Consider the following 20,447-nt stretch of genomic DNA (forward strand, 5'->3'; position numbering starts at 1 on the left):
ATCACACGATGATGGTAACACTTGGATCAAGTCTGAAACTTCCTTGCGGCGCCGTCTTGCCAAACCGGATATCGAAAGCGGCGATGACCGAAGGTCTCGCAACGCCGGACGGGCGCCCTACGCCCGAACTCGAGCGTTTGTACGGTATCTGGTCGGATGGCGGCGCCGGGATGCTCCTGTCGGGTAATATCATCGTCGACAGGGACCACCTCGAACGTCCCGGAAATGTCGTCATCGAGCGCGAGCCGGATGACGACATGCGGCAGCGCCTTTCCCGATGGGCCGCCGCGGCGACGCGCAACGGCAACCATTTCTGGGCGCAGATCAGCCATGGCGGCCGCCAGACGCAAAAGCTGGTCAACGCGCATCCCAAATCCTCGTCCGATGTCCAGTTGGCGTTGCCCGGTGGCCAGTTCGCCAAGCCGGTGCCCCTGACCAAGGAGGAGATCGCCGAGTTGGTGGGGCGCTGGGCGATCGCGGCCAGGGCGTGCAAGGATGCCGGTTTCACCGGTGTCCAGGTGCACGCAGCGCATGGCTATCTCATCTCGCAGTTTCTTTCCCCGCGGGTCAACCTGCGCACGGACGAATATGGCGGCAACCTAGAAAACCGCGCGCGTTTCCTGCTTGAGATCGTGCAGGCCGTGCGCGCAGCGGTGGGGCCGGATTTCCCGATTTCAGTCAAGCTCAACAGCGCCGACTTCCAGAAGGGCGGCTTCGATTTCAAGGACAGCCTGCAAGTGGTCAAGTGGCTCGAGGCGGCTTCGGTCGACTTGATCGAGATTTCGGGCGGAACCTACGAACAGCCCAAGCTGCTGGGCGTGGCGGGGCAGGAAGAAGAGGCGGTGCAGAATGTCGCGCCGTCCACTGCCGCGCGCGAGGCCTACTTCGTCGATTTCGCGAAGGCCATGCAGGCCGAGGTTTCGGTCCCGCTGATGGTTACCGGCGGCTTCCGCACGCGCGATGCGATGGAGCAGGCGCTGGAGTGCGGCGCGGCAGATGTGATCGGCCTCGGCCGTCCGCTATGCGTCGATACCGATGCACCCCGGGCCTTGCTCGCGAGTGCCGACGAACTGGCGCGCTATGAAAACAATCTCGACTTGCTGCCGCCGTGGCTCGGTTTCCTGAAGCGCTTCCAGATGATGAAGGCGATCAACGGTTTTGCCGGAATATACTGGTTCTACGAACAGCTCTGGATGCTCGGCCACGAGGGCCGCGTCGACCGCGACCTGTCGGTGATGAAGGCGTTCCGCATGGTCGATGCACGCAACCGCCGCATCATGAAAGAACGGCGCGCGGGCTAACCTTCGTGCGCGTCCAGTTCGTGGCCGCTGACCGTCACGACGTGCATGAGGTTGGTCGAGCCCGGTGTTCCGAACGGAACGCCGGCCAGCGCGATCAGCTTGCTGCCTGCGTTTGCGAAACCATGCCGCAGCGCCATTCGCTTGCCCTTGGCGATCATCTCTTCGAAACTGCCGATGTCCTTGGTGGCCACGGCGTGCGCGCCCCATAGCAAGCCCAGGCGGCGTGCCGTCTTCATGCTGGGCGTGAGCACCAGCATCGGGACGCTGGGCCTTTCGCGGGCCACGCGCCGCGCGGTGCTGCCCGAACCGGTGAACACGGTGATGGCGGAAATCGAAACGGTGTCGGCCACGGTCATGCAGGCGTGGGCCAGAGCATCAGCTGTGGTCGCATCGGGCGGCGTTTCGAGAAACCGCACACGGGCGAGATAGGATTCGTCGCGTTCCACCTGATGGGCAATCTTGTGCATGATCGTAACCGCTTCTTCGGGCCATTCGCCCGCCGCGGTTTCCGCCGATAGCATCACGCAATCCGCGCCGTCGTAAACCGCGTTGGCAACATCGGACACCTCGGCCCGCGTCGGGGCCGGGCTTTCGATCATGCTTTCCAGCATCTGCGTCGCCACGATCACGGGCTTGCCGGCGGTGCGGGACTTGTTGACGATCATCTTCTGGAGCGGCGGGACTTCCTGCGGTTCCAGCTCGACGCCCAGATCGCCGCGGGCCACCATGATGCCATCCGACATCTCGATAATTTCGTCCAGGCGGCGCACGGCCATCGGCTTTTCGATCTTGGCGCACAAGGCGCCATATCCGCCCATCAGCTTGCGCGCTTCGGCAAGATCTTCCGGTCGCTGCACGAAGCTGAGGCCAATCCAGTCGACCCCTTGTTGCACGGCGAAGGCCAGGTCCTTGCGGTCCTTGTCGGTGAGGGCAGGGATCGGCACTTCGGCATCGGGCACGTTCACGCCTTTGCGGTCCGAAATCACCCCGCCGACTTCTGCCGAACACAGTATCTTGTCGTCGTCCGCCTCGATCACGCGCAGGCGGATCTTGCCGTCGTTGATCAGCAGTCGCTGGCCCTTTTCCAGCAGGCCGAACAATTCGGGATGGGGTAGCTGGACCCGCGTGTGATCGCCCGGCGCGGGATCGCGGTCGAGCGTGAAATGGCCCGAATGGCGGATGACCGCCTGCCCGTCCTTGAATTTGCCGACGCGCAGTTTCGGCCCCTGCAAATCGGCAAGGATCGCGATGGGGCGGTGGAAATCCTTTTCCATCGCGCGGATTGCCTTGATCGTCAGTTCATGGTCGGCGTGTTCGCCATGGCTCATGTTGACGCGGAAGGCATCGACACCGGCCTTGAACAGCCGGGCGAGCATTTCGGGCGAACGGCTGGCCGGACCGACGGTTGCGAGGATCTTGACCTTACGGCCGCGGGGGTCGAGCTTGGGTGCAGAAGGCTTTGCCATGGCTTGTCGCTATGGCACTACCGCATGACAAAGCAAGGATGAGGCTGCCCTGTGCGTACGAATGCACCCGACCCGCTGGACCAACTTGACGATGCGCAGGCCGCAGCCGCCTTCCGCAGGCTAGTGCGTCACCTGCGCGATCGGCATGACGCGCAGAACATCGACCTGATGGGGCTGGCCGGGTTTTGCCGCAATTGCCTGGCCGACTGGGTCCGCGATGCCGGGTACGATGGTGACACGGCCGCCGCACGCGAACTGATCCACGGAATGCCGCAGGACGAATGGAAGGCGACACGCCAGATCCCCGCAACCGACGAGCAGATTGCGGCCATGGAAGCGAGCGTCGCGAAAAACGCACAGGATTAGGGACGCGACGGGTTCACCGCGAACGGCCACCCCGCTACATCGCCGCCAACCGATTCTCATATTACCGGAGTTGACTTGAAATGGCCGAAGCCACCGACGACCGCCTGCGCCTGCTGATCGAGCGCATCGAACGCCTCGAGGAAGAAAAGAAGGGCATCGCCGACGACATCCGTGACGTTTACGCCGAATCCAAGGCGGTCGGTTACGACGTCAAGATCATGCGCCAGATCGTGCGCCTTCGTAAGATGAAGCCCGATGATCGGCGCGAGATGGAAACCATCCTCGATACCTACAAGGCAGCGCTGGGAATCGGTTGATTTCCTTGCCAACTTCCCTGAGTTAGTATAGCAATACACTTAACAACTCGGGAGAGAGAATTGTCCAGATCCAGCAAAGGTGCCGCGCTTGCCGCCGTCGTTATCGCGGGGCCTTTGCTGTTCGCGATCGTCGCCCTCATGGCCATGCTCTTCGGGGCTGCGGCGGGGTGGCTTGGGGGCCTGATCTTCCCGCAGGTGTTCGATCGGCTGACAGCGCTGATCTTTGGCGACCCAATTCCGGCCTGGCAGTTCGGTGCGATGCTCGGCTTTATCGGCGGGTTCCTGCGCGCCTCCATCCCAAACCGTAAATAAGGGGACATCGCATGGCTGGACCATGGAAAGACGCACGCGGCATTACCGTGACGACGACGCCAACGCTGGAAGGCAGGCCGATTCAGGAATACCTCGGCATCGTCACCGGCGAGGTGATCGTCGGGGCCAACCTGTTCCGTGATCTGTTCGCCAATATCCGCGATATCGTGGGTGGCCGTTCGGGCAGTTACGAACGCATCCTGCGTGACGCGCGCGAACAGGCCATCCAGGAATTGCAGGCGGAATGCGGCGCTCTTGGCGGCAACGCGGTTGTCGGGGTCGATCTCGATTACGAAGTGATCGGGGATACCGGCTCGATGCTGATGGTCAGCGCCAGCGGCACCGCTGTTCGCACCTGATCACGCGCCGGCGCCGCTCGCCAGCAGAACCAGCGAAATGAACGCGCCGTTGTGCAGCAGGTGCAGCAACATGCTCGCCCACAGTCCGTGGTTCACCCGCAGATAACCCAGTATCGCGCCGGTCGCGAACTGCGGCAGCACCAGCGGCAGCGCCATCGCGATCTGTTCGGGCGGAAAATTAAGCAGGTGAACGCAGGCGAAGCCGACCGTGCTCAGCCAGAAGAACGCCGGGAAAAACCTGGCGAACCATCCGATTGCCCCGCGCCGCCGCAGCAGGAAAATCGCCGCTCCCGCCAGAACCGCCGAGACAAAACCGGCCAGCGCCGCCGACCCCATCGCCTGAAGGTCGCCGGTTCCCGTACCGGTACCGGCCACCACCGCGGCGCCCATCCCCCCACCGATCAGCAGGGCGAGGGCAAGGATGTGGCCCGGCCTTCCTGACAGCCATCCGCGAAAAACGATCTCTTCGGCAATCGGCGCCACGATCACCGCGGCAAAAACCACGGCCCCGGTAATTTCCATGCCGGAAAGCGCCGTTTCCGGAAGGTCGATCCCGCTCGACATCACCGCCCCGGCGATCCCCAGCAGGGCGATCATGATCACCAGATCCAGCCCGAGCATCCGCAAAACCGCTGCCACGCTGGACAGGTTCGGCATTGGCGCCCGGTCGGGCAATTGCGGCCGCTTCAGGAAGGCGCCGAATTGCTTCCATTCGGCCAGCAGCGAGTTCGCACGAACGACAGACGTCGTCCCCCTTGTAGTCAACGTGTCCATGCGGCTAAGGCGACCCCCTGATTCCACCACAGAGACGCGAAAAGCGAAACAATGGCAGGCCATTCCAAATTCAAGAACATCATGCATCGCAAGGGCGCGCAGGACAAGAAGCGCTCGGCAATGTTTTCAAAGCTCAGCCGCGAAATAACTGTCGCGGCCAAGATGGGCATGCCCGATCCGGACATGAACCCGCGCCTGCGACTGGCGGTCAACGCGGCAAAGGCCCAGTCGATGCCCAAGGACAACATCCAGCGCGCGATCGACAAGGCATCCGCCAACGAAGGCGATGATTACGAGGAAGTCCGCTACGAAGGGTATGGCCCGGGCGGCGTTGCGCTGATCGTCGAAGCGTTGACCGACAACCGCAACCGGACCGCCACCAACGTGCGCACCGCGTTCAGCAAGAACGGCGGCAACATGGGTTCGGAAGGCTCGGTCAGCCACGGTTTCGAGCGGCTGGGTTACATTGCCTATCCGGCCAGCGCGGGGGACGAGGAAAAGGTTCTCGAAGCCGCGATGGAAGCCGGGGCGGACGATATCTCGTCGTCGCCCGACGGGCACGAGATATGGACCGCGGCCGAAGACCTGCACGAAGTGTCCGGCGCGCTGGAAAAGTCGCTGGGCGAAGCGGAAGAAGTCAAGCTGGCCTGGAAACCCAACCTCACCGTCGACATGGACGAAAAGGGCGCGGCCACCCTGCTCAAGCTGATCGACACGCTCGACGATGATGACGACGTGCAGACCATCTGGGGCAATTACGAAATTTCGGACGAGATCATGGAGAAGCTCGACTGATGTGGGCCTTCGTCGCGAAGGCGCTGCTTGCCGGCGCCATGATCGCGGCGATAGCCGAAATCGGCCGACGGCTGCCGACCGCGGCGGCCCTGATCGCGTCCCTCCCGCTGGTGTCTATCCTGGGAATGATTTTCCTCTGGTATGCGCGCCCCGATGTCGAGAACATGGCCCGCCATGCCGGCGCGACGTTCTGGTACGTCATTCCCAGTCTGCCGATGTTTCTGGTCATCCCGGCGCTGCTTCGTGGCGGGATGGGGTTCTGGCCCTCCTTGCTCATCGGATGCGTTCTGACGATCATTCTCTATCTCGCCATGATGCAACTCGGACCCCGCTTCGGCCTGCGGCTTTGATCATCCTCGGCCTCGACCCCTCGCTCAGCTGCACCGGCTGGGGCGTTATCCGGACGCAAGGGTCGCGCCTCACGCACATTGCCAACGGACAGGTCCCGACCGACCCGAAGGCGCCGATGTCGCAGCGGCTGGCGGTTCTCCAGGCGGCGCTTGCCGAAGTGATCGCCGCGCACCGGCCCGATCGCGCGGCCGCCGAAGAAATCTTCGCCAACAAGAACCCGCAATCCACGATCAAGCTGGCGCAGGCGCGCGGGGCCGTGCTGGCGGCCTGCGGGGCGGCGGGCCTGCCTGTCAGCGAACACGCCGCGCGGCTGGTCAAGAAAGCTGTCGTGGGGACGGGCGGAGCCGAAAAGGCTCAGGTTCAGGCCATGCTCAAGATCCTGCTCCCCGGTGCCGCTATTACCGGGCCTGACGCGGCGGACGCGCTTGCGGTCGCCATTGCCGCGGCGCATCTCGGCATTGGTGCCTGACCAACTCACGGCGCGGCCAGATCCGAACCGCGAGCAAACCCTGAGTTACGTAGGCAGAAGGGAGCGCTGTCCGCCTGCTTTGGGGGGGGAGCGGTGTGCAGTCAGATGTCCGATCATGGGTGGGATGCGGACTTACAATATCACGACGAGACAGATAGTCCCCCGGCCCTGAGTTGAAGTAGAGGAATGGGATATCAGCCTTGCTCATTCAGCCCCTTTGATTTGACAGCACCTTCGCGAGCCATCCCCTGAACCGTCAGGCCGGGCTCGCTTTTGCTGGGGCCCGCGCTGGCGAAAGGCCCCTTGTCCAGCCTAGGTAGCCTGCCAGCCCGCCCGCGATCAGACCCAGCAATACGGTCAAACTCGGCGGTATCTGACTGTAGGCGGCAAAGAGCCCGTCCAGTCCCGCCATATCGGGTGCAAACCACATCACGACCGCCTGAAGGAGGACGAAAAATGTCGCGACCAGCCACGGGGCGCCATTTTTGCGATCTAAAAAATACAGGGCCATCGCGAAGGTCGCGACCATGGCGTCGCTAATTGCTATCGTATCGAGAACCTGCCGTGGACCCTCGCTGCCGATCACATTCATCCAAGGGAACGCTTGATCCATCAGGCGGCTGAAAGGCGATTCGAACAGAATCATCGGTGTCGCTAGCATGTATCCAGCGTGGAGTTTGATATTGCGCCGATTGCGCAGGGCCAGATAAAACAGGGTCAGGTAGGCGGTAATGGCGATGGCCATGCCGATTCCGAATGCTGGTCCCAGAACCGCGATGAAGGGGCTTTCAAGCGTCGCGAAGCGCGCAGCCGAGACATTGATAATCATCACGAAGCCAACGATGAGCAATGGGAACAAAGCGAAGCTCGCCTTGCCCAACGTCTTATGAAACGTATTCATGCGGCGGTGAATAGCGAGGCTTTGGACGAAAAGCAGCAGCAGCCAGCTTGTCGCGGTAACGGCATGGACGTGAAATGCGAGCGGGACGTTGCCGATCATCGTGAAATAGCTCGCCCAAAAGCCGGTCACAGTAACCAGCAGCACGAAACCCACGAAATAGTGGCCGTATTTGTATGGCATCGCTCCATCCCCCAATGAGCCGACCCAAAGAAATACTAGCACGCAAATAGCGTAGGGCAAAGCTGCTGCTATATTTCCCTTAAACGCGAGGCATCCTTTTGCCTCAAGCAGCCTACAGGCTTAGTCCGCAATCGGGTCGTCAGCGGACCGAACGATTTTGTGACGAACTGCGCTCAGTAGCTAGGTCACAAGCTGGGTGGAGAACGGACATAGTCAGAGTTCGCTTGTCTTAGGGTGTCGCTCCGGAATATAGCATCCGAGTGCAAAGCTCGTGGGGGCTTTTGGGGAGACAGCTTGTCCGCACCCGACATTTTCGTGTCCTACAATCGAGAGGACCGGGCGATAGCGCGCCGCTTCGCGGAAGCCTTCGACGCAGAGGGCTTCGAGGTCTGGTGGGATGCGACACTACAGGCTGGCGACGCATATGACGAGGTGACAGAGGCCGCGCTGAACAGCGCCAGGGCCGTGAGTGTTCTCTGGTCGCCGCGTTCTGTCGGCTCGCGATGGGTCCGGGCCGAAGCGACGGTAGCCGATCGCAATGGCACGCTGGCGCCCTGCATGATCGAACCTTGCAACCGCCCGGTGATGTTCGAACTGACCCAGACCGCTGACCTGATCGGGTGGAGTGGAGATCGCGGTGCAGCGGCGTGGCAGGCTTATGTGGCAGACGTGCGCCGGCTTATCGGGCGTGACAGCCCCTCGCGTGCAGTGGGCAATGAGCCGAAAGTGGCAGGGCCAACGCCTGTCCGCGACAGACCAGGGCTGGCGATCGTCCCGCTCCGCTGCGGAGCCGAACATGAGGATTTTGCGCAAGGATTGGTCGACGAAGCGGCGACGATCTACAACCGCTACAAATATGTCCTTGGTATCGTAGATCGGCCCGCCAGTGCACGATATCGGATCGAAGGCAGTCTGCGACGCGCGGGCAGCCTCACGCGATTGGCCGCGCAACTGATCAACGTGGAAAGCGGCGCCCAGATCTGGGCCGAACGACTTGATACCTCCCTCGAAGATCCTTTCGCGGCACAGGAAGATCTGGCCCAGCAATTGGCTGCACAAACGGCCCAGGCGATCGAGTCAGCCGAAACCAGGTGGGCGATGCGTCAGCGGCTAAAGGATCTCGGGGCCTATCACCGGGTGCTGGTCGGATTGCAGACCGTGCGTGGCTTCACCGTAGAATCCGAAGTCGAGGCGGTCCGCATCCTGACCGATGCAGCCGAGGATTTCCCCATGGACGGCTACGTCCTCTCCCTGGCCAGCCTTGCCTGTTGCCTCCTGCTTACACTGGGCGGGGCAAGCGACGCAGAAAGCGTCAAGGCCGCCGGTCGCGATTTCGTGCGACGCGCCGTGCAGGTTGGCGGGGACGATCCGCAGGTGCTCGGCTGGGCCGCGCTTGGCGGGCTGGCATGCGGTACCGACATTGCCATGCTCGATACGTTGATCGAACGGGCGCTCGAACGCAATCCGGGCTGGTCGTCGATGTGGACCTGGAATTCCAACGTCAAGGTTTACAAAGGCGATGCCGAAGTGGCCCTCGAGCGGGCGAAAAGAGCGATCGCGATGGAGCCACGTTCGGTCGATCGCTTCGTGATGCTTACCACGATGGGCTGGGCTTACGTACAGCTGGGTCGCTACGAAGATGCCATTGCGCCGTTGACCGAGGCCGAGCAGCTGATTGCAGGCTGGCCGGCTGCTCTTGCAGGTTTGCTTGTGGCCAATGTTCAGCTTGGGCGCTTGGAGGAAGCCCGGAAAGCGCGAAGTGCATTGACAGATAGCATGGCAGAGGCGGTGATAGACGCCTGCCGCACACCACAGTTGCGCACGCTCATTCGCGAAGCGCTGGACAAGACATCGGGTTGAAGGTCGGCCATTGCAGTGCGCGAACCATACGATCGCTCACCAAGCGTCATGTGCCTGCCGGTATCGGGGCTTACATCGCGCTTCGTCTGAAATCGGGTCGTTAACAGACAGTCCGCTTTTCGGATTTGGCGCGCAGGGCAACAGCGATGCGAATTGGGCGGCAAGCGGTCCTTTTGCGTTCTAGCGCCTAGGCAACCATGCGTTCCGCGTTCGCGGACCCATGATCTTCCTTGATCAGGTCGGAGGCCCGTTCCCCTATCATGATGGACGGGGCGTTGATGTTACCGCTGGGGATCTCCGGCATCACGCTCGCATCCGCTATGCGCAGGTTCTTGACACCCTTCACCCTTAGCCGTTCATCGACCACGTCGCCGATCCGGCAAGTGCAAGAAAGGTGGTAGATCGTGTTGCCGAAGTGCAGCGCAAAGTTTTCCAGCAAGGCATCGGTTGGTTCCTGACCGGGTTGATAGCCGTGCCTGCGGGCAAGTTCGGGCGGAACCAGCCACTCGCCAAGACCCTCTTCAGGCCAGTTCTTTGCGATCTCGAGCGTTTTTCGCATCAAGGCCACCATCACCTTGAGGTCGTGGGGATCAGCGAAATAGTTGAAGTCGATCTTTGGCGGGAGAGACGGGTCGCTCGACTGGAGAATGATCTCTCCCTCGCTGTGCGGGACGCAATTGCTGGGCACGAAGATCACGTTCTCGGATTCCGGCGAAAGCACCGCATCGGGATCATCGACCATCATCGATACATCGACGTTTATCTGGTTGCGGAAGAAATCGGCCGTATTTCCCGAAGTCAGAAAGCCGATCTGACCGTCATGGGTGAAATCGTCCCCCAAACCGGTCGAGAAGAAGCAAACGCCATCGTAGGTGCTCGAAGAAGCAAGGCCGCTCCCGGTTGTCGTCAATTCCGCGTGCTGCCGTTCGGCCTCGGCCTTCAATTCCTTCAGATCGTCGGTGAGTGCGCCATCGTCCTTCGGATCGGCGGGCAAGGGGCCATCGGGTCCACGCAGGGCATCGGGACCGATGGCCACGCCGATTTCGGCAGGGGCCAGTCCGATCCCTGGTGCGGGGAAGAGCATTCCTGCCAGGAAGTGATCCTTCAAATGCTTGCCGACGTGCGGCTGGTCGAGCCGGCACACCACGCCGGCCTCCTCCAGTTCACGCCGCGGACCAATGCCCGACAGCATGAGCAAATGCGGGGAACCAACTGCCCCCGCGGAAAGGATTGTCTCGCGTGCGGCGTATATTTGCTGAATCGTTCCGTCCGCTTCGCGATACTCGACTCCGCGGACGGCCAGTCCACCGCCCTCGTCCTCGACGATCAGCCGGTTCGCCTGAACTCTGGTGATGATGGTCAGGTTTGGGCGGGTCTCCGCGGCGTTCTCGAGATAGGCGTGATAGGTACTCGATCGCTGGCCATTGCGCGTGTTCGTTTGGACGAGCGAGGAAACGCCGCCTTCCTGATAGCGGCCGCTGCCGTTGTAATCACCTTCGGGCATGCCGGCCCTGGCCGCTGCTGTCACGAATTGCCGGGCACAAGGGATTACCGGTGAGCGAATGCCGACGCCTACAGGTCCAGACTGGCCACGCCCTTCTGCATCGATGGCGGCTTCGTTCGACGGGCGAACATCCTCCATCCGTTCGAAACAAGGCTGAACGTCGGAAAAGCTCCAGCCTGTGGCGCCAATTTCTTCCCAGTGATCGAAGTCACCAGGATGCCCGCGCACGAACACCATGTAGTTCATGCCCGATGACCCGCCGAGCATCTTGCCACGTGGCACCGGGATCTTGCGGTTTCGCAGACCCCTGCCTGCCTTGCCCGGCTCACCCTGAAACATCCAGTCGCATTCCGGATCGAGCTGAAGCGAAGCACAGGCGGCAGGTATCGCTTCGCGTTCGGGTGGTTTTCCACCTGCTTCCAGCAATGCGACAGTAACCTTCGGGTCTTCGCTCAGCCGCGCAGCAAGTGCGGCCCCAGCCGAACCTGCGCCCACGATCACGAAATCATAAGCAGTCGCCATCGAGTAATCCCCCCGAATTTAAGCGACCTTCGCCCCCAAAGGTAGAGGCGCTGCCCGCAGTATACATCAGCCTAAATCGAAAGCTAACGATTTAGCGCACGCGCACGCCTGCGAGAAACGCCCTATCGATCGAGAGGCCCGCCATCAGGTCGATAACGGAAAGACAGATTTTTTCCGGAAAGAGTGCCAAGACAGCCTTGGCTGCTTGGCGTACCAGACTGCAGCCTGATACCAGTCAGAAAGAAAAGGCCCTTACAATTCAATGTCGAAACTGAAGATCTATGGCATCCCCAATTGCGATACGGTCAAGAAGGCGCGGATGTGGCTCGATGCGCAGGGCGTCGAATACGCCTTTCATGATTACAAGAAGGAAGGCGCCGATCCCGCCCGGCTGGCCGAGTGGATCGAGGCCGAGGGGATCGATGCGATCCTCAACCGGCGCGGCACCACCTATCGCAAGCTTTCGGACGAGCAGAAGGCCGATATTGACGCCGCCAAGGCTGTCACGCTGCTGCAAGACAATCCGAGCATGATAAAACGGCCCGTCGCCGAATACGGCGGCGGCCTGCTGGTCGGTTTCAAGGAGGACGAATGGTCCGCAGCGCTTTCCTGATCGTTCTGGCTGCGCTGGTCGGCCTTGAGGCACCGGCGCGGGCAGACGACGCTTTTCTCGTGATCGCCCATCGCGGGGCGAGCGGGGATCGACCCGAACACACATTGGCCGCTTACGAACGGGCGATCGATCAGGGTGCCGATTACATCGAGCCCGACCTGGTGGTGACGAAGGACAACGTTCTCGTGGTGCGCCATGAGAACGAACTGTCCGACACGACCGACGTGGCAAGCCGCGAGGATTTTTCCGATCGCCGCCGGTCCAAGACGATCGACGGAGTGTTGGTGAGCGGCTGGTTCGCCGAAGATTTCACCCTGGCCGAATTGCGCACCTTGCGCGCCCGGGAACGGCTTTCGGGTTTTCGCCCCGGCAACGCGCGGTTCGACGGCCTGTATCCGGTTCCGACGTTCGCTGAAGTCTTGCAACTGGTTCGCGCCAAGCAGGCGGAAGCCGGGCGGAGGATCGGCCTGTATCCGGAACTGAAACACCCCGAGTTCCTGTTGCAGGAAGCCGGGATCGACAGCGTGGACCTGTTGGTCACCGCGCTGAGGGAGGCGGACCTCGATGACGCCGACGATGCGGTGTTCGTCCAGAGTTTCGAGGTGGGCCCGCTGCGGCGGCTGGACAAGATGATCGACGTGCCGCTGGTGTTGCTGGTCAAGCCCGGCGCAGGGCCGGTCGATGAGCCGGCGCTGACCTACGAAGACATGCTGACGCCCACGGGGCTTGCCGAAATCGCGACCTATGCCGATGCCATCGGCGCGGACCTGCAACTGCTTTTCGGTCCCGAAGGGGTGCCGAGCGGACTGGTGGACGACGCGCACGCGGCCGGATTGAAGGTTCACGGTTGGACCGTGCGCAAGGAAAACGCTTACCTTCCGCCCATGCTGCGCCGCGGAACGGCGGAAAACGGCACGGGCGATGTGCGCGGCATGGTGTCGATCCTGAAGGCGGCGGGCCTCGACGGCGTATTCACCGACGATCCCGGTCTGGTCGTGAGGGCGTTGGCCGGAAAGGAATGACTGCTCCTGCGTTCGTTCGGATATGAGCACACAGGAAGACCAGCACTGGATGCGCGCCGCGCGCGACCATGCGGTGGCCGAAAAGGGCACCGATCCCGCCAACACGCCGATTGCGGCGATACTCGTCCTGGACGGGAAAGAGGTGGCGCGCGGAGCCAACCGGACCGCCGAATGCTGCGATGCCACCGCTCACGCCGAGATCGTCACCCTGCGGGCTGGCGGCGCGGCGCACGGCGCGATGCGCATCGAAGGCGCCACGCTGTATTCCACGCTTCAACCCTGCGGCATGTGTACCTTTGCCAGCATCTGGGCGGGTGTAATCCGCATCGTGTACGGGGCGGGCCGCGATCACGTCCATGAAATGTATTTCGAGGACCGGCATCTATCTACGCTCGATTTCGTCGCCGATGCCTACAAGGACGACCTTGTGCTGACAGGCGGTGTGCTGGCGGATGAATGCGCCAAACTGTATTTCGGCCCCGACGACGATGTGCCGCAAGACATGCAGGCTAACGACTGACCGGAACGGGCGCGCGCATCGGCCCGATGTGCGTCAGCCCTGTTCGCTGCGCCGCGCGGTGACGATGTAATTCAGCGAAAGATCGCTCGACAGGTGCAGCCCTTTCGCCGGGGAAAAGGCGATGCCTTGCGGCTCGCCCGTTTCCAGTCCGGCTTCGGCCAGTAAATCGGCAAGTTCGTCCGGGGTGATGAAATCTTCCCAGTGATGGGTTCCCCTTGGAATCAGGCCGATCGTTTCGGCAGCGCCGATCATCAGCAGGCGCGATTGCGGCGTGCGGTTCGGGGTGGACAGGACCAGCAATCCGCCCGGTGCGAGGCGCCGCGCCAGTTCGGCGACAAAGGCGCGCTTGTCGGCAACATGCTCGATCACTTCCATCGACGTGACAAGGTCGAACCGGCCAATGTCGAGCGTGCCGATTTCACCGGCCATGTAACGAATATCCAGTCCAGCGCCTTCGCAATGGATCGCAGCCGCCGCCGTGTTTTCCGGCGCCGCGTCCACCCCGGTCACGGCCGCGCCCAGCCGCGCCAGCGGTTCGCACAGCAATCCCGCGCCGCAGCCGACATCGAGCGCGCTTTTTCCCGAGAGCGGTTTGCGCCCTTCGGTATCGGCTGCCCAGTGCAGATCGATGGCCTGCCTTAGGAAGGCAAGTCGCACGGGATTGAGCCGATGGAGCATGGCAGACGAGCCCTTGGGGTCCCACCAGTCCTTGGCCAGCTTGCCGAAATGGGCGGCCTCTTCGGGGCGGATCGTTTGGCCATCCGAAGAATTGCTTCGCGTGTCGGTTGTTGCATCGCTCATGCGGCGTGGCTAGCAGCCTACCCTCACGCATTCCAGCACGGAGAGTAACGCGCTTGGCCCGCATCGTGATGAAATTTGGCGGAACCTCGATGGCGGGGACCGAACGCATTCGGCGCGTTGCCAATATCGTGCGCAAGCAACAGGCGCGTGGGCACGAGGTGGCGGTCGTGGTCAGCGCCATGGCTGGCGAGACGGACCGCCTGGTGAATTTCTGCCGCGAGGCGAACGCGCTGTACGATCCGGCGGAATACGATGTCGTCGTCGCGAGCGGCGAACAGGTGACGAGCGGGCTGCTGGCGCTGACGCTGCAATCGCTTGGCTGCAAGGCGCGCAGCTGGCTGGGCTGGCAGCTGCCGATCCATACGATCGAAGCCCACGCCAAGGCCCGCATCGAGAGCATCGATGCCGCCGCGCTGGTCGCCTCGATGGAGAGCGGCGAGATCGCCGTGATCCCGGGTTTCCAGGGCGTTGCGGACACGGGCCGGATCACCACGCTGGGCCGCGGGGGATCGGATACCTCGGCGGTGGCCGTGGCGGCCGCGATCAATGCCGACCGCTGCGATATCTATACCGACGTCGATGGCGTCTACACCACCGATCCGCGCATCGTCGCCAAGGCGAAGAAGCAGAAGGCGGTGACGTACGAGGAAATGCTCGAACTCGCGAGCGTGGGGGCAAAAGTGCTCCAGACCCGTTCGGTCGGGTTGGCCATGAAGGAGGGCGTGCGCGTGCAGGTCCTCTCCAGTTTCGTCGGCGATGACGCCATCCCGGCAGACGACCTTCCAGGCACGATGATCGTGTCGGAAGACGAAATGAACCAGTTGGTGGAGAACGGCGAAATGGAACGCCAGCACGTGACCGGCATCGCGCATGATAAGAACGAGGCTAAGGTGATCCTCACCCGTGTGCCCGACAAACCCGGCGCTGTGGCCCATATCTTCGATCCGCTGGCCAAGGCCGCGATCAATGTGGACATGATCATCCAGAACGTCGGGCGCGACAAGGGCGAAACCGACGTTACCTTCACCGTGCCCCAGGCCGACCTTGCCCGCGCGCAGGCGCTCCTGGAAGACAAGCGCGACGAGATCGGTTTCAACCGCATCATCTCGGACAGCAAGATCGCCAAGATCAGCGTTGTCGGGGTGGGCATGAAAAGCCATGCGGGCGTTGCCAGCACCATGTTCCAGGCGCTTGCCGATCGGGGGATCAACATTCAGGCGATCACGACCTCGGAAATCAAGGTCAGCGTCCTGATCGACGAGGATGAGACCGAACTGGCCGTCCGCGTCCTGCACACCGCCTATGGGCTGGACGCGGCGGACGAGGCGGCCTGACAGGCTCAGCCGGTTCCGGCCGCCGCCTGCTTCACGTCGTAGGCGTCCTGCGCGCCCAGGATTGCCGGCATGTTGTCTTCGGCCCACCGCAGCAGCGGGCAGACCCGCTCGGTCAGCTGTGCGCCCATCTGCGTGAGCGCGTATTCGACTGTCACCGGCACCGTAGGCGTGACCGTGCGCGTCAGCAGGCCGTCGCGTTCCAGCCGTTTGAGAACTTGCGACAGGACTTTTTGCGAAATTCCGCTGATGTCGCGGCGCAAGGCGTTGAACCGGCGCGGTCCGAAGGCCAGCCGGTGAAGGATCAGAAGCGCCCATTTGTCGCCCAGATGATCGAGGACGAGGCGCGCCGGGCAGCTGTCGCTGTACACGTCGAACCCCTGCTCTTCGCCGAACGGATTGTCGGCCGGTTTCCTGTTGGTCACCATGTCACTCCAAAGTGCTCTCTTTCGATAATCTCGTCCCGCCCTATGTAGCAGCGAGCAAACTGGTTTCCAATAGTAACCAGACCACCATTTGAAACTGCAAATCCGGAGATTTCACGATGACCGATACTACCAAGCCCGCTGTCGCGGTAATCTATCACTCGGGATACGGCCACACGCAGGCCGTGGCCCAGCGCGTCGCCGCCGGCGCGCGGGCGACGCTGGTCGCGATCGACGAAAACGGGGTCATCCCCGAAAGTGCCTGGGACATTCTCGACGCGGCGGACGCGATCATCATGGGCTCGCCAACCTACATGGGCAACGTCAGCTGGCAGTTTAAACGCTTCGCCGATGACACGTCGAAGAAATGGTTTGCCCGCGCCTGGCAGGACAAGGTTTTCGGCGGCTTCACCAATTCGGCCAGCCCATCGGGCGACAAGCAGGTTTCGCTGATCGCGATGCAGACGCTCGCCTCGCAGCACGGCGGTATATGGGTGAGCCTGGGTCTGGCACCTTCGAACCAGAAAGCTGCCACGCACGCCGACATCAACCACATCGGCGGCTCGGTCGGGGTAATGGTCCGCTCGCCTTCCGATGCCTCGGTGGAAGAAATTCCCGAAGGCGATCTGGCCACCGCCGAAGCCTATGGCCGCAGGGTCGCCGAGATTACGTCCCGACTGCTCGGCTGATCGTAGCCCGGGCGAACCCGTCACGGGCTTGCATCGTGATGCCCGGTGTCCGAAAGCAGCATCTTGTTGCTGACGGACGCCGGGAAATCACGAATGAGCCACACTGTCAAAATCCTCCTGCTCGGTTCGGGCGAGCTTGGCCGGGAATTCGTCATTTCCGCCAAGCGGCTGGGCGCCCTGGTGATAGCCTGCGATTCCTATGACGATGCACCCGCCATGCAGATGGCGGATGCGCGCGAAGTTTTCTCGATGCTCGATGGCGACGCGCTTCGTGCCGTTGCCGAGAAACACAGGCCGGATTTCATCGTCCCGGAAATCGAGGCGATACGCACCGAAGTGCTGGCCGAACTGGAAGCGGAAGGCTTCACCGTCGTCCCGTCCGCCCGTGCGACGCAGATGACCATGAACCGTGATGCGATCCGCGATCTGGCGGCGAGCGAACTTGGCCTCGTGACGTCACGCTATCGCTACGCCAAGAACCTCGAGGAAGTGCGGGCCGCCGCTTCGCACACCGGATTTCCCTGCGTCATCAAGCCGGTCATGTCCTCCAGCGGGAAGGGCCAGACGACGGTGCGCGAAGAGGCCGGACTGGAAGCTGCCTGGGATTATGCCGTAGCCAACATGCGCGGGGACCGAAGCCGGGTGATCGTCGAACAGTTCGTCGATTTCGACTATGAAATTACCCTGCTGACCGTGCGTCACAGCGCCGGAGTGACCTTTTGCCCGCCGATCGGGCACCGGCAGGAACGGGGCGATTATCAGGAAAGCTGGCAGCCGACACCGATGACCGATGCGGCGATTGCCAAGGCCCAGGACATGGCCCGCAAGGTAGTGGACGACCTGGGCGGCCATGGCCTGTTCGGCGTGGAATTCTTCGTGAAAGGGGAAGACGTGATTTTTTCGGAGTTAAGTCCCCGTCCGCACGATACCGGCATGGTCACGCTGGTCAGCCAGAACCTGACCGAATTCGACCTCCACGCCCGCGCGGTCATGGGTCTGCCGATACCAGATCAGATCCGCGCGCGTCCGGCGGCCAGCGCGGTCATACTGGCCGACAGGGACAGCGCCAGCCTGACATACTCCGGCTTGGCGCAGGCGATGGAGGGCGGGGCAGACATCCGCATCTTCGGCAAACCCACCAGTCGGCCCTATCGCCGCATGGGCGTGGCGCTGGCAACCGGACCCGACACCGACAGCGCCCGCAGTGCGGCACGGTCTGCGGCCGATCGTGTGCACATCGGCTATGGCGACTGACGCTTGCCGATGGGCGTTGCGCGCCTTAAGCGCGTGCCGATGACAGATTATCCCAAGACAGCCCGCCTGATGCAGCGCGGCGCAGAATTCCTCGGCAGCGAAACCGCCATCCTGTGCGGCGCGATGAGCTGGGTTTCCGAGCGCAACCTCGTCTCCGCTATCTCGAACGCCGGGGGCTTCGGCGTGATTGCGTGCGGCGCGATGACGCCCGAACTGCTCGACACGGAAATTGCCGAAACGAAGAAGCTGACCGACAAGCCTTTCGGCGTGAACCTGATCACCATGCACCCGCAGCTTTTCGACCTGATCGACGTGTGTGCAAAACACGGGGTCGGACACATCGTGCTGGCCGGCGGAATCCCGCCCAAGGGCAGCGTTGAAGCGATCAAGGGCGGCGCCAATCCGGCCAAGGTAATCTGCTTCGCGCCGACCCTGGCGCTCGCCAAGAAATTGCTGCGGTCGGGCGCGGATGCGCTGGTCATCGAAGGCATGGAGGCCGGCGGGCATATCGGCCCTGTGTCGACCAGCGTTCTGGCGCAGGAAATGCTGCCGGAATTGTCCGAAGACCATCTGATTTTCGTGGCCGGCGGCATCGGCCGGGGCCAGGCGATCGCCGGTTACCTGGAACTGGGTGCGGCGGGCGTCCAGCTCGGCACGCGGTTCGCCTGCGCCACCGAAAGCATCGCCCACCCCAATTTCAAGAAGGCGTTTTTCCGCGCCAGCGCCCGCGAAGCGGTGGCCAGCGTGCAGGTCGATCCGCGTCTTCCTGTGATCCCAGTCCGCGCCCTGAAGAACAAGGGCACCGAGGAATTTACCGCCAAGCAGCGTGAAGTTGCCGCCGTGCTCGACCGCGAGGAAATCGCGATGGACGAAGCGCAGCTGCAGATCGAACATTACTGGGCCGGGGCCCTGCGCCGCGCGGTGATCGATGGCGATGTCGAAAACGGTAGCCTGATGGCGGGCCAGTCGGTCGGTATGCTCAAGGAAGAGGAACCGGTCGCGGACATCATTGCCAAGCTGATGGCGCAAAGCGAAGAGGCGCTGTCGCGCCGCTGACATGACGGTGCGTCCCCTGGATCTCGACATCGCGATCTACCGTGACAGGATACAGGTCACAGACCGTGCCACGCAGGCATTTGTCGACCAGAGGGCGGACTTCCCGTTTTCAACCGACGCATCGATCGTGGCGCAGCCGCGGTTCCTCGAAGACACGATCGTAAGGGCAATCCGCAAGATCCTGGAGGGCGGGTTCATCCTGCGCCAGCCCATCGCCCATGTTGTCGCCTGCGAACGCCCCCTTTCGGAAGAGGAAAGGGAAACTGTCAGATCGGCGCTGCGCGAAGCGGGGATGCGGGAAATCGTCTTCGACCTGTAAGCCTGCGTTGCTGCAGGCCTAGCGCGAATGCGGTTGCCGGTTCGCGCCCCGCGCGCCACAGCAAATCCATGTCCCAGCCGCTCGTCCTTACGCTGTCCTGCGCCGATCGCCCCGGCATCACCGCGCGCGTCACCTCGTTCCTTTTCGAACGCGGCGGCAATGTGCTGGAAGCGCAACAATTCAACGATCGCACGTCCGATGCGTTTTTCATGCGGGTCGAATTCGATCCCGGCCCGCTGACCGCTGCCGACATCCGCAGCGGCTTTGTGCAGGTCGCGGGCGAGTTCGCGATGGACTGGAAAGTGGCCGTGCGGGATCGCCCGCGCCGTGTGCTGATCATGGTCAGCAAGTTCGACCATTGCCTTGCCGATCTGCTCTATCGCTGGCGGATCGGGGAACTGGCGATGGACCCGGTCGCCATCGTATCGAACCATCCGCGCGAGGCGATCGAACACACTCACCTTGGCGATATTCCCTTCCACCACCTCCCCGTGACGCGCGAAACGAAGGGGGAGCAGGAGGCGCAGGTGCGCGCGATTGCGCAACAGGCGGACGCCGAACTGGTCGTACTTGCGCGCTATATGCAGATACTGTCGGACGAGCAGGCGGCCTTTTTCGGCGGCCGCTGCATCAACATCCACCATTCCTTCCTGCCCGGCTTCAAGGGCGCCAAGCCATACCATCAGGCGCACGAGCGCGGGGTCAAGATGATCGGTGCCACCGCGCATTATGTCACCGCGGATCTCGACGAAGGCCCTATCATCCATCAGGCGGCCGAACCGATCAGCCATTCCGACACGCCCGACGAACTGGTCCGCAAGGGGCGCGAGATCGAAAACCGCGTGCTGGCCGAAGCTGTGCGCCTGCATCTGGAAGACCGCGTGTTGCTCAACGGCAAACGGACGGTGGTTTTTCGCGGTTAGCGCAGCGGTTAAGCGCG

24 protein-coding genes are annotated in these 20,447 nt (G+C 62.5%); 18 read left to right on the forward strand and 6 right to left on the reverse strand.

What is annotated here, in order from left to right:
- Positions 1–11: 11 nt before the first annotated feature.
- Positions 12–1,301, forward strand: coding sequence for an NADH:flavin oxidoreductase/NADH oxidase family protein (locus VR863_RS14620; RefSeq protein WP_324829295.1), 1,290 nt, complete (start codon positions 12–14; stop codon positions 1,299–1,301).
- Here VR863_RS14620 and pyk read toward each other — a convergent pair.
- On the reverse strand, positions 1,298–2,767 hold the full coding sequence (pyk, locus tag VR863_RS14625) for a pyruvate kinase (protein ID WP_324829200.1): 1,470 nt from the start codon (positions 2,765–2,767) through the stop codon (positions 1,298–1,300). The genes VR863_RS14620 and pyk overlap by 4 nt on opposite strands.
- A gap of 51 nt (positions 2,768–2,818) precedes the next feature.
- On the opposite strand from pyk, the gene VR863_RS14630 reads away from it, so the two are divergent.
- The 4 genes from VR863_RS14630 to VR863_RS14645 all read left to right on the forward strand — a co-directional run bounded on the left by VR863_RS14630 (position 2,819) and on the right by VR863_RS14645 (position 4,121).
- On the forward strand, positions 2,819–3,133 hold the full coding sequence (locus tag VR863_RS14630) for a DUF1244 domain-containing protein (protein WP_324829201.1): 315 nt from the start codon (positions 2,819–2,821) through the stop codon (positions 3,131–3,133).
- An 80-nt stretch (positions 3,134–3,213) separates the two neighbouring features.
- Positions 3,214–3,450, forward strand: a complete 237-nt coding sequence (locus VR863_RS14635; protein WP_324829202.1) for a DUF2312 domain-containing protein — start codon at positions 3,214–3,216, stop codon at positions 3,448–3,450.
- 60 nt (positions 3,451–3,510) lie between these two features.
- Positions 3,511–3,762 carry a hypothetical protein gene (locus VR863_RS14640; protein WP_324829203.1) on the forward strand — a complete coding sequence of 84 codons (252 nt, stop codon included), beginning with the start codon at positions 3,511–3,513 and terminating at the stop codon, positions 3,760–3,762.
- Between the two features lie 11 nt (positions 3,763–3,773).
- Positions 3,774–4,121, forward strand: a complete 348-nt coding sequence (locus tag VR863_RS14645) for a heavy metal-binding domain-containing protein (RefSeq protein ID WP_324829204.1) — start codon at positions 3,774–3,776, stop codon at positions 4,119–4,121.
- On the opposite strand, the gene VR863_RS14650 is transcribed toward VR863_RS14645, so the two are convergent.
- Positions 4,122–4,895, reverse strand: a complete 774-nt coding sequence (locus tag VR863_RS14650) for a CPBP family glutamic-type intramembrane protease (protein ID WP_324829205.1) — start codon at positions 4,893–4,895, stop codon at positions 4,122–4,124.
- A gap of 51 nt (positions 4,896–4,946) precedes the next feature.
- Here VR863_RS14650 and VR863_RS14655 point away from each other — a divergent pair, with 51 nt between their 5' ends.
- From VR863_RS14655 to ruvC, 3 genes are read left to right on the forward strand one after another with little or no spacing between them, the layout of a single operon-like run.
- Entirely contained in the window at positions 4,947–5,690 is a 744-nt protein-coding gene (locus VR863_RS14655) for a YebC/PmpR family DNA-binding transcriptional regulator (RefSeq protein WP_324829206.1), read from the forward strand.
- Positions 5,690–6,040 (forward strand): DUF3147 family protein, encoded by a 351-nt coding sequence (locus VR863_RS14660; protein WP_324829207.1) that lies wholly within the window; start codon positions 5,690–5,692, stop codon positions 6,038–6,040. Before VR863_RS14655 ends, VR863_RS14660 begins: the two co-directional genes overlap by 1 nt.
- On the forward strand, positions 6,037–6,510 hold the full coding sequence (gene ruvC / locus VR863_RS14665) for a crossover junction endodeoxyribonuclease RuvC (protein ID WP_324829208.1): 474 nt from the start codon (positions 6,037–6,039) through the stop codon (positions 6,508–6,510). The genes VR863_RS14660 and ruvC overlap by 4 nt, the downstream gene beginning before the upstream one ends.
- A gap of 256 nt (positions 6,511–6,766) precedes the next feature.
- Here ruvC and VR863_RS14670 read toward each other — a convergent pair whose 3' ends face one another.
- Complete coding sequence (locus VR863_RS14670; protein WP_324829209.1) at positions 6,767–7,591, reverse strand: hypothetical protein; 825 nt, start codon at positions 7,589–7,591, stop codon at positions 6,767–6,769.
- 294 nt (positions 7,592–7,885) lie between these two features.
- Between VR863_RS14670 and VR863_RS14675 the strand changes: the two genes are divergently transcribed.
- A complete protein-coding gene (locus VR863_RS14675; RefSeq protein ID WP_324829210.1) occupies positions 7,886–9,451 on the forward strand; it encodes a TIR domain-containing protein in 1,566 nt (521 codons plus the stop codon).
- A 187-nt stretch (positions 9,452–9,638) separates the two neighbouring features.
- On the opposite strand, the gene VR863_RS14680 is transcribed toward VR863_RS14675, so the two are convergent.
- Entirely contained in the window at positions 9,639–11,477 is a 1,839-nt protein-coding gene (locus VR863_RS14680; RefSeq protein ID WP_324829211.1) for a GMC family oxidoreductase, read from the reverse strand.
- A gap of 262 nt (positions 11,478–11,739) precedes the next feature.
- Here VR863_RS14680 and VR863_RS14685 point away from each other — a divergent pair, with 262 nt between their 5' ends.
- From VR863_RS14685 to VR863_RS14695, 3 genes are read left to right on the forward strand one after another with little or no spacing between them, the layout of a single operon-like run.
- Positions 11,740–12,090, forward strand: coding sequence for an arsenate reductase (locus VR863_RS14685; RefSeq protein WP_324829212.1), 351 nt, complete (start codon positions 11,740–11,742; stop codon positions 12,088–12,090).
- The gene (locus VR863_RS14690) at positions 12,069–13,112 is read left to right on the forward strand and encodes a glycerophosphodiester phosphodiesterase family protein (protein WP_324829213.1); all 1,044 of its coding nucleotides are present in this window, start codon (positions 12,069–12,071) and stop codon (positions 13,110–13,112) included. The genes VR863_RS14685 and VR863_RS14690 overlap by 22 nt, the downstream gene beginning before the upstream one ends.
- A 22-nt stretch (positions 13,113–13,134) precedes the next feature.
- Positions 13,135–13,632 (forward strand): nucleoside deaminase, encoded by a 498-nt coding sequence (locus VR863_RS14695; protein ID WP_324829214.1) that lies wholly within the window; start codon positions 13,135–13,137, stop codon positions 13,630–13,632.
- A 33-nt stretch (positions 13,633–13,665) separates the two neighbouring features.
- Here the strand turns inward: VR863_RS14695 and ubiG are convergent, their stop codons facing one another.
- A complete protein-coding gene (gene ubiG, locus VR863_RS14700) occupies positions 13,666–14,433 on the reverse strand; it encodes a bifunctional 2-polyprenyl-6-hydroxyphenol methylase/3-demethylubiquinol 3-O-methyltransferase UbiG (protein ID WP_324829215.1) in 768 nt (255 codons plus the stop codon).
- A gap of 53 nt (positions 14,434–14,486) precedes the next feature.
- Here ubiG and VR863_RS14705 point away from each other — a divergent pair, with 53 nt between their 5' ends.
- Positions 14,487–15,767: an aspartate kinase gene (locus tag VR863_RS14705; protein ID WP_434785001.1), complete on the forward strand. Its 1,281-nt coding sequence runs from the start codon at positions 14,487–14,489 to the stop codon at positions 15,765–15,767.
- A 5-nt stretch (positions 15,768–15,772) separates the two neighbouring features.
- Here VR863_RS14705 and VR863_RS14710 read toward each other — a convergent pair whose 3' ends face one another.
- A complete protein-coding gene (locus VR863_RS14710) occupies positions 15,773–16,192 on the reverse strand; it encodes a winged helix-turn-helix transcriptional regulator (RefSeq protein WP_434785002.1) in 420 nt (139 codons plus the stop codon).
- A 116-nt stretch (positions 16,193–16,308) separates the two neighbouring features.
- On the opposite strand from VR863_RS14710, the gene VR863_RS14715 reads away from it, so the two are divergent.
- The 5 genes from VR863_RS14715 (at position 16,309) to purU (ending at position 20,430) form a co-directional block, all read left to right on the forward strand.
- Positions 16,309–16,878: a flavodoxin family protein gene (locus tag VR863_RS14715; protein ID WP_324829217.1), complete on the forward strand. Its 570-nt coding sequence runs from the start codon at positions 16,309–16,311 to the stop codon at positions 16,876–16,878.
- 93 nt (positions 16,879–16,971) lie between these two features.
- On the forward strand, positions 16,972–18,132 hold the full coding sequence (gene purT, locus VR863_RS14720) for a formate-dependent phosphoribosylglycinamide formyltransferase (RefSeq protein WP_324829218.1): 1,161 nt from the start codon (positions 16,972–16,974) through the stop codon (positions 18,130–18,132).
- A gap of 39 nt (positions 18,133–18,171) precedes the next feature.
- The gene (locus VR863_RS14725) at positions 18,172–19,188 is read left to right on the forward strand and encodes an NAD(P)H-dependent flavin oxidoreductase (RefSeq protein WP_324829219.1); all 1,017 of its coding nucleotides are present in this window, start codon (positions 18,172–18,174) and stop codon (positions 19,186–19,188) included.
- A gap of 1 nt (position 19,189) precedes the next feature.
- Positions 19,190–19,507 carry a hypothetical protein gene (locus tag VR863_RS14730; protein WP_324829220.1) on the forward strand — a complete coding sequence of 106 codons (318 nt, stop codon included), beginning with the start codon at positions 19,190–19,192 and terminating at the stop codon, positions 19,505–19,507.
- Positions 19,508–19,575: 68 nt separating this feature from the next.
- Positions 19,576–20,430: a formyltetrahydrofolate deformylase gene (gene purU, locus VR863_RS14735; RefSeq protein WP_324829221.1), complete on the forward strand. Its 855-nt coding sequence runs from the start codon at positions 19,576–19,578 to the stop codon at positions 20,428–20,430.
- Positions 20,431–20,447 lie beyond the last annotated feature (17 nt).

This window comes from Qipengyuania zhejiangensis, from assembly GCF_035607565.1.
Lineage (GTDB): Bacteria > Pseudomonadota > Alphaproteobacteria > Sphingomonadales > Sphingomonadaceae > Qipengyuania > Qipengyuania zhejiangensis.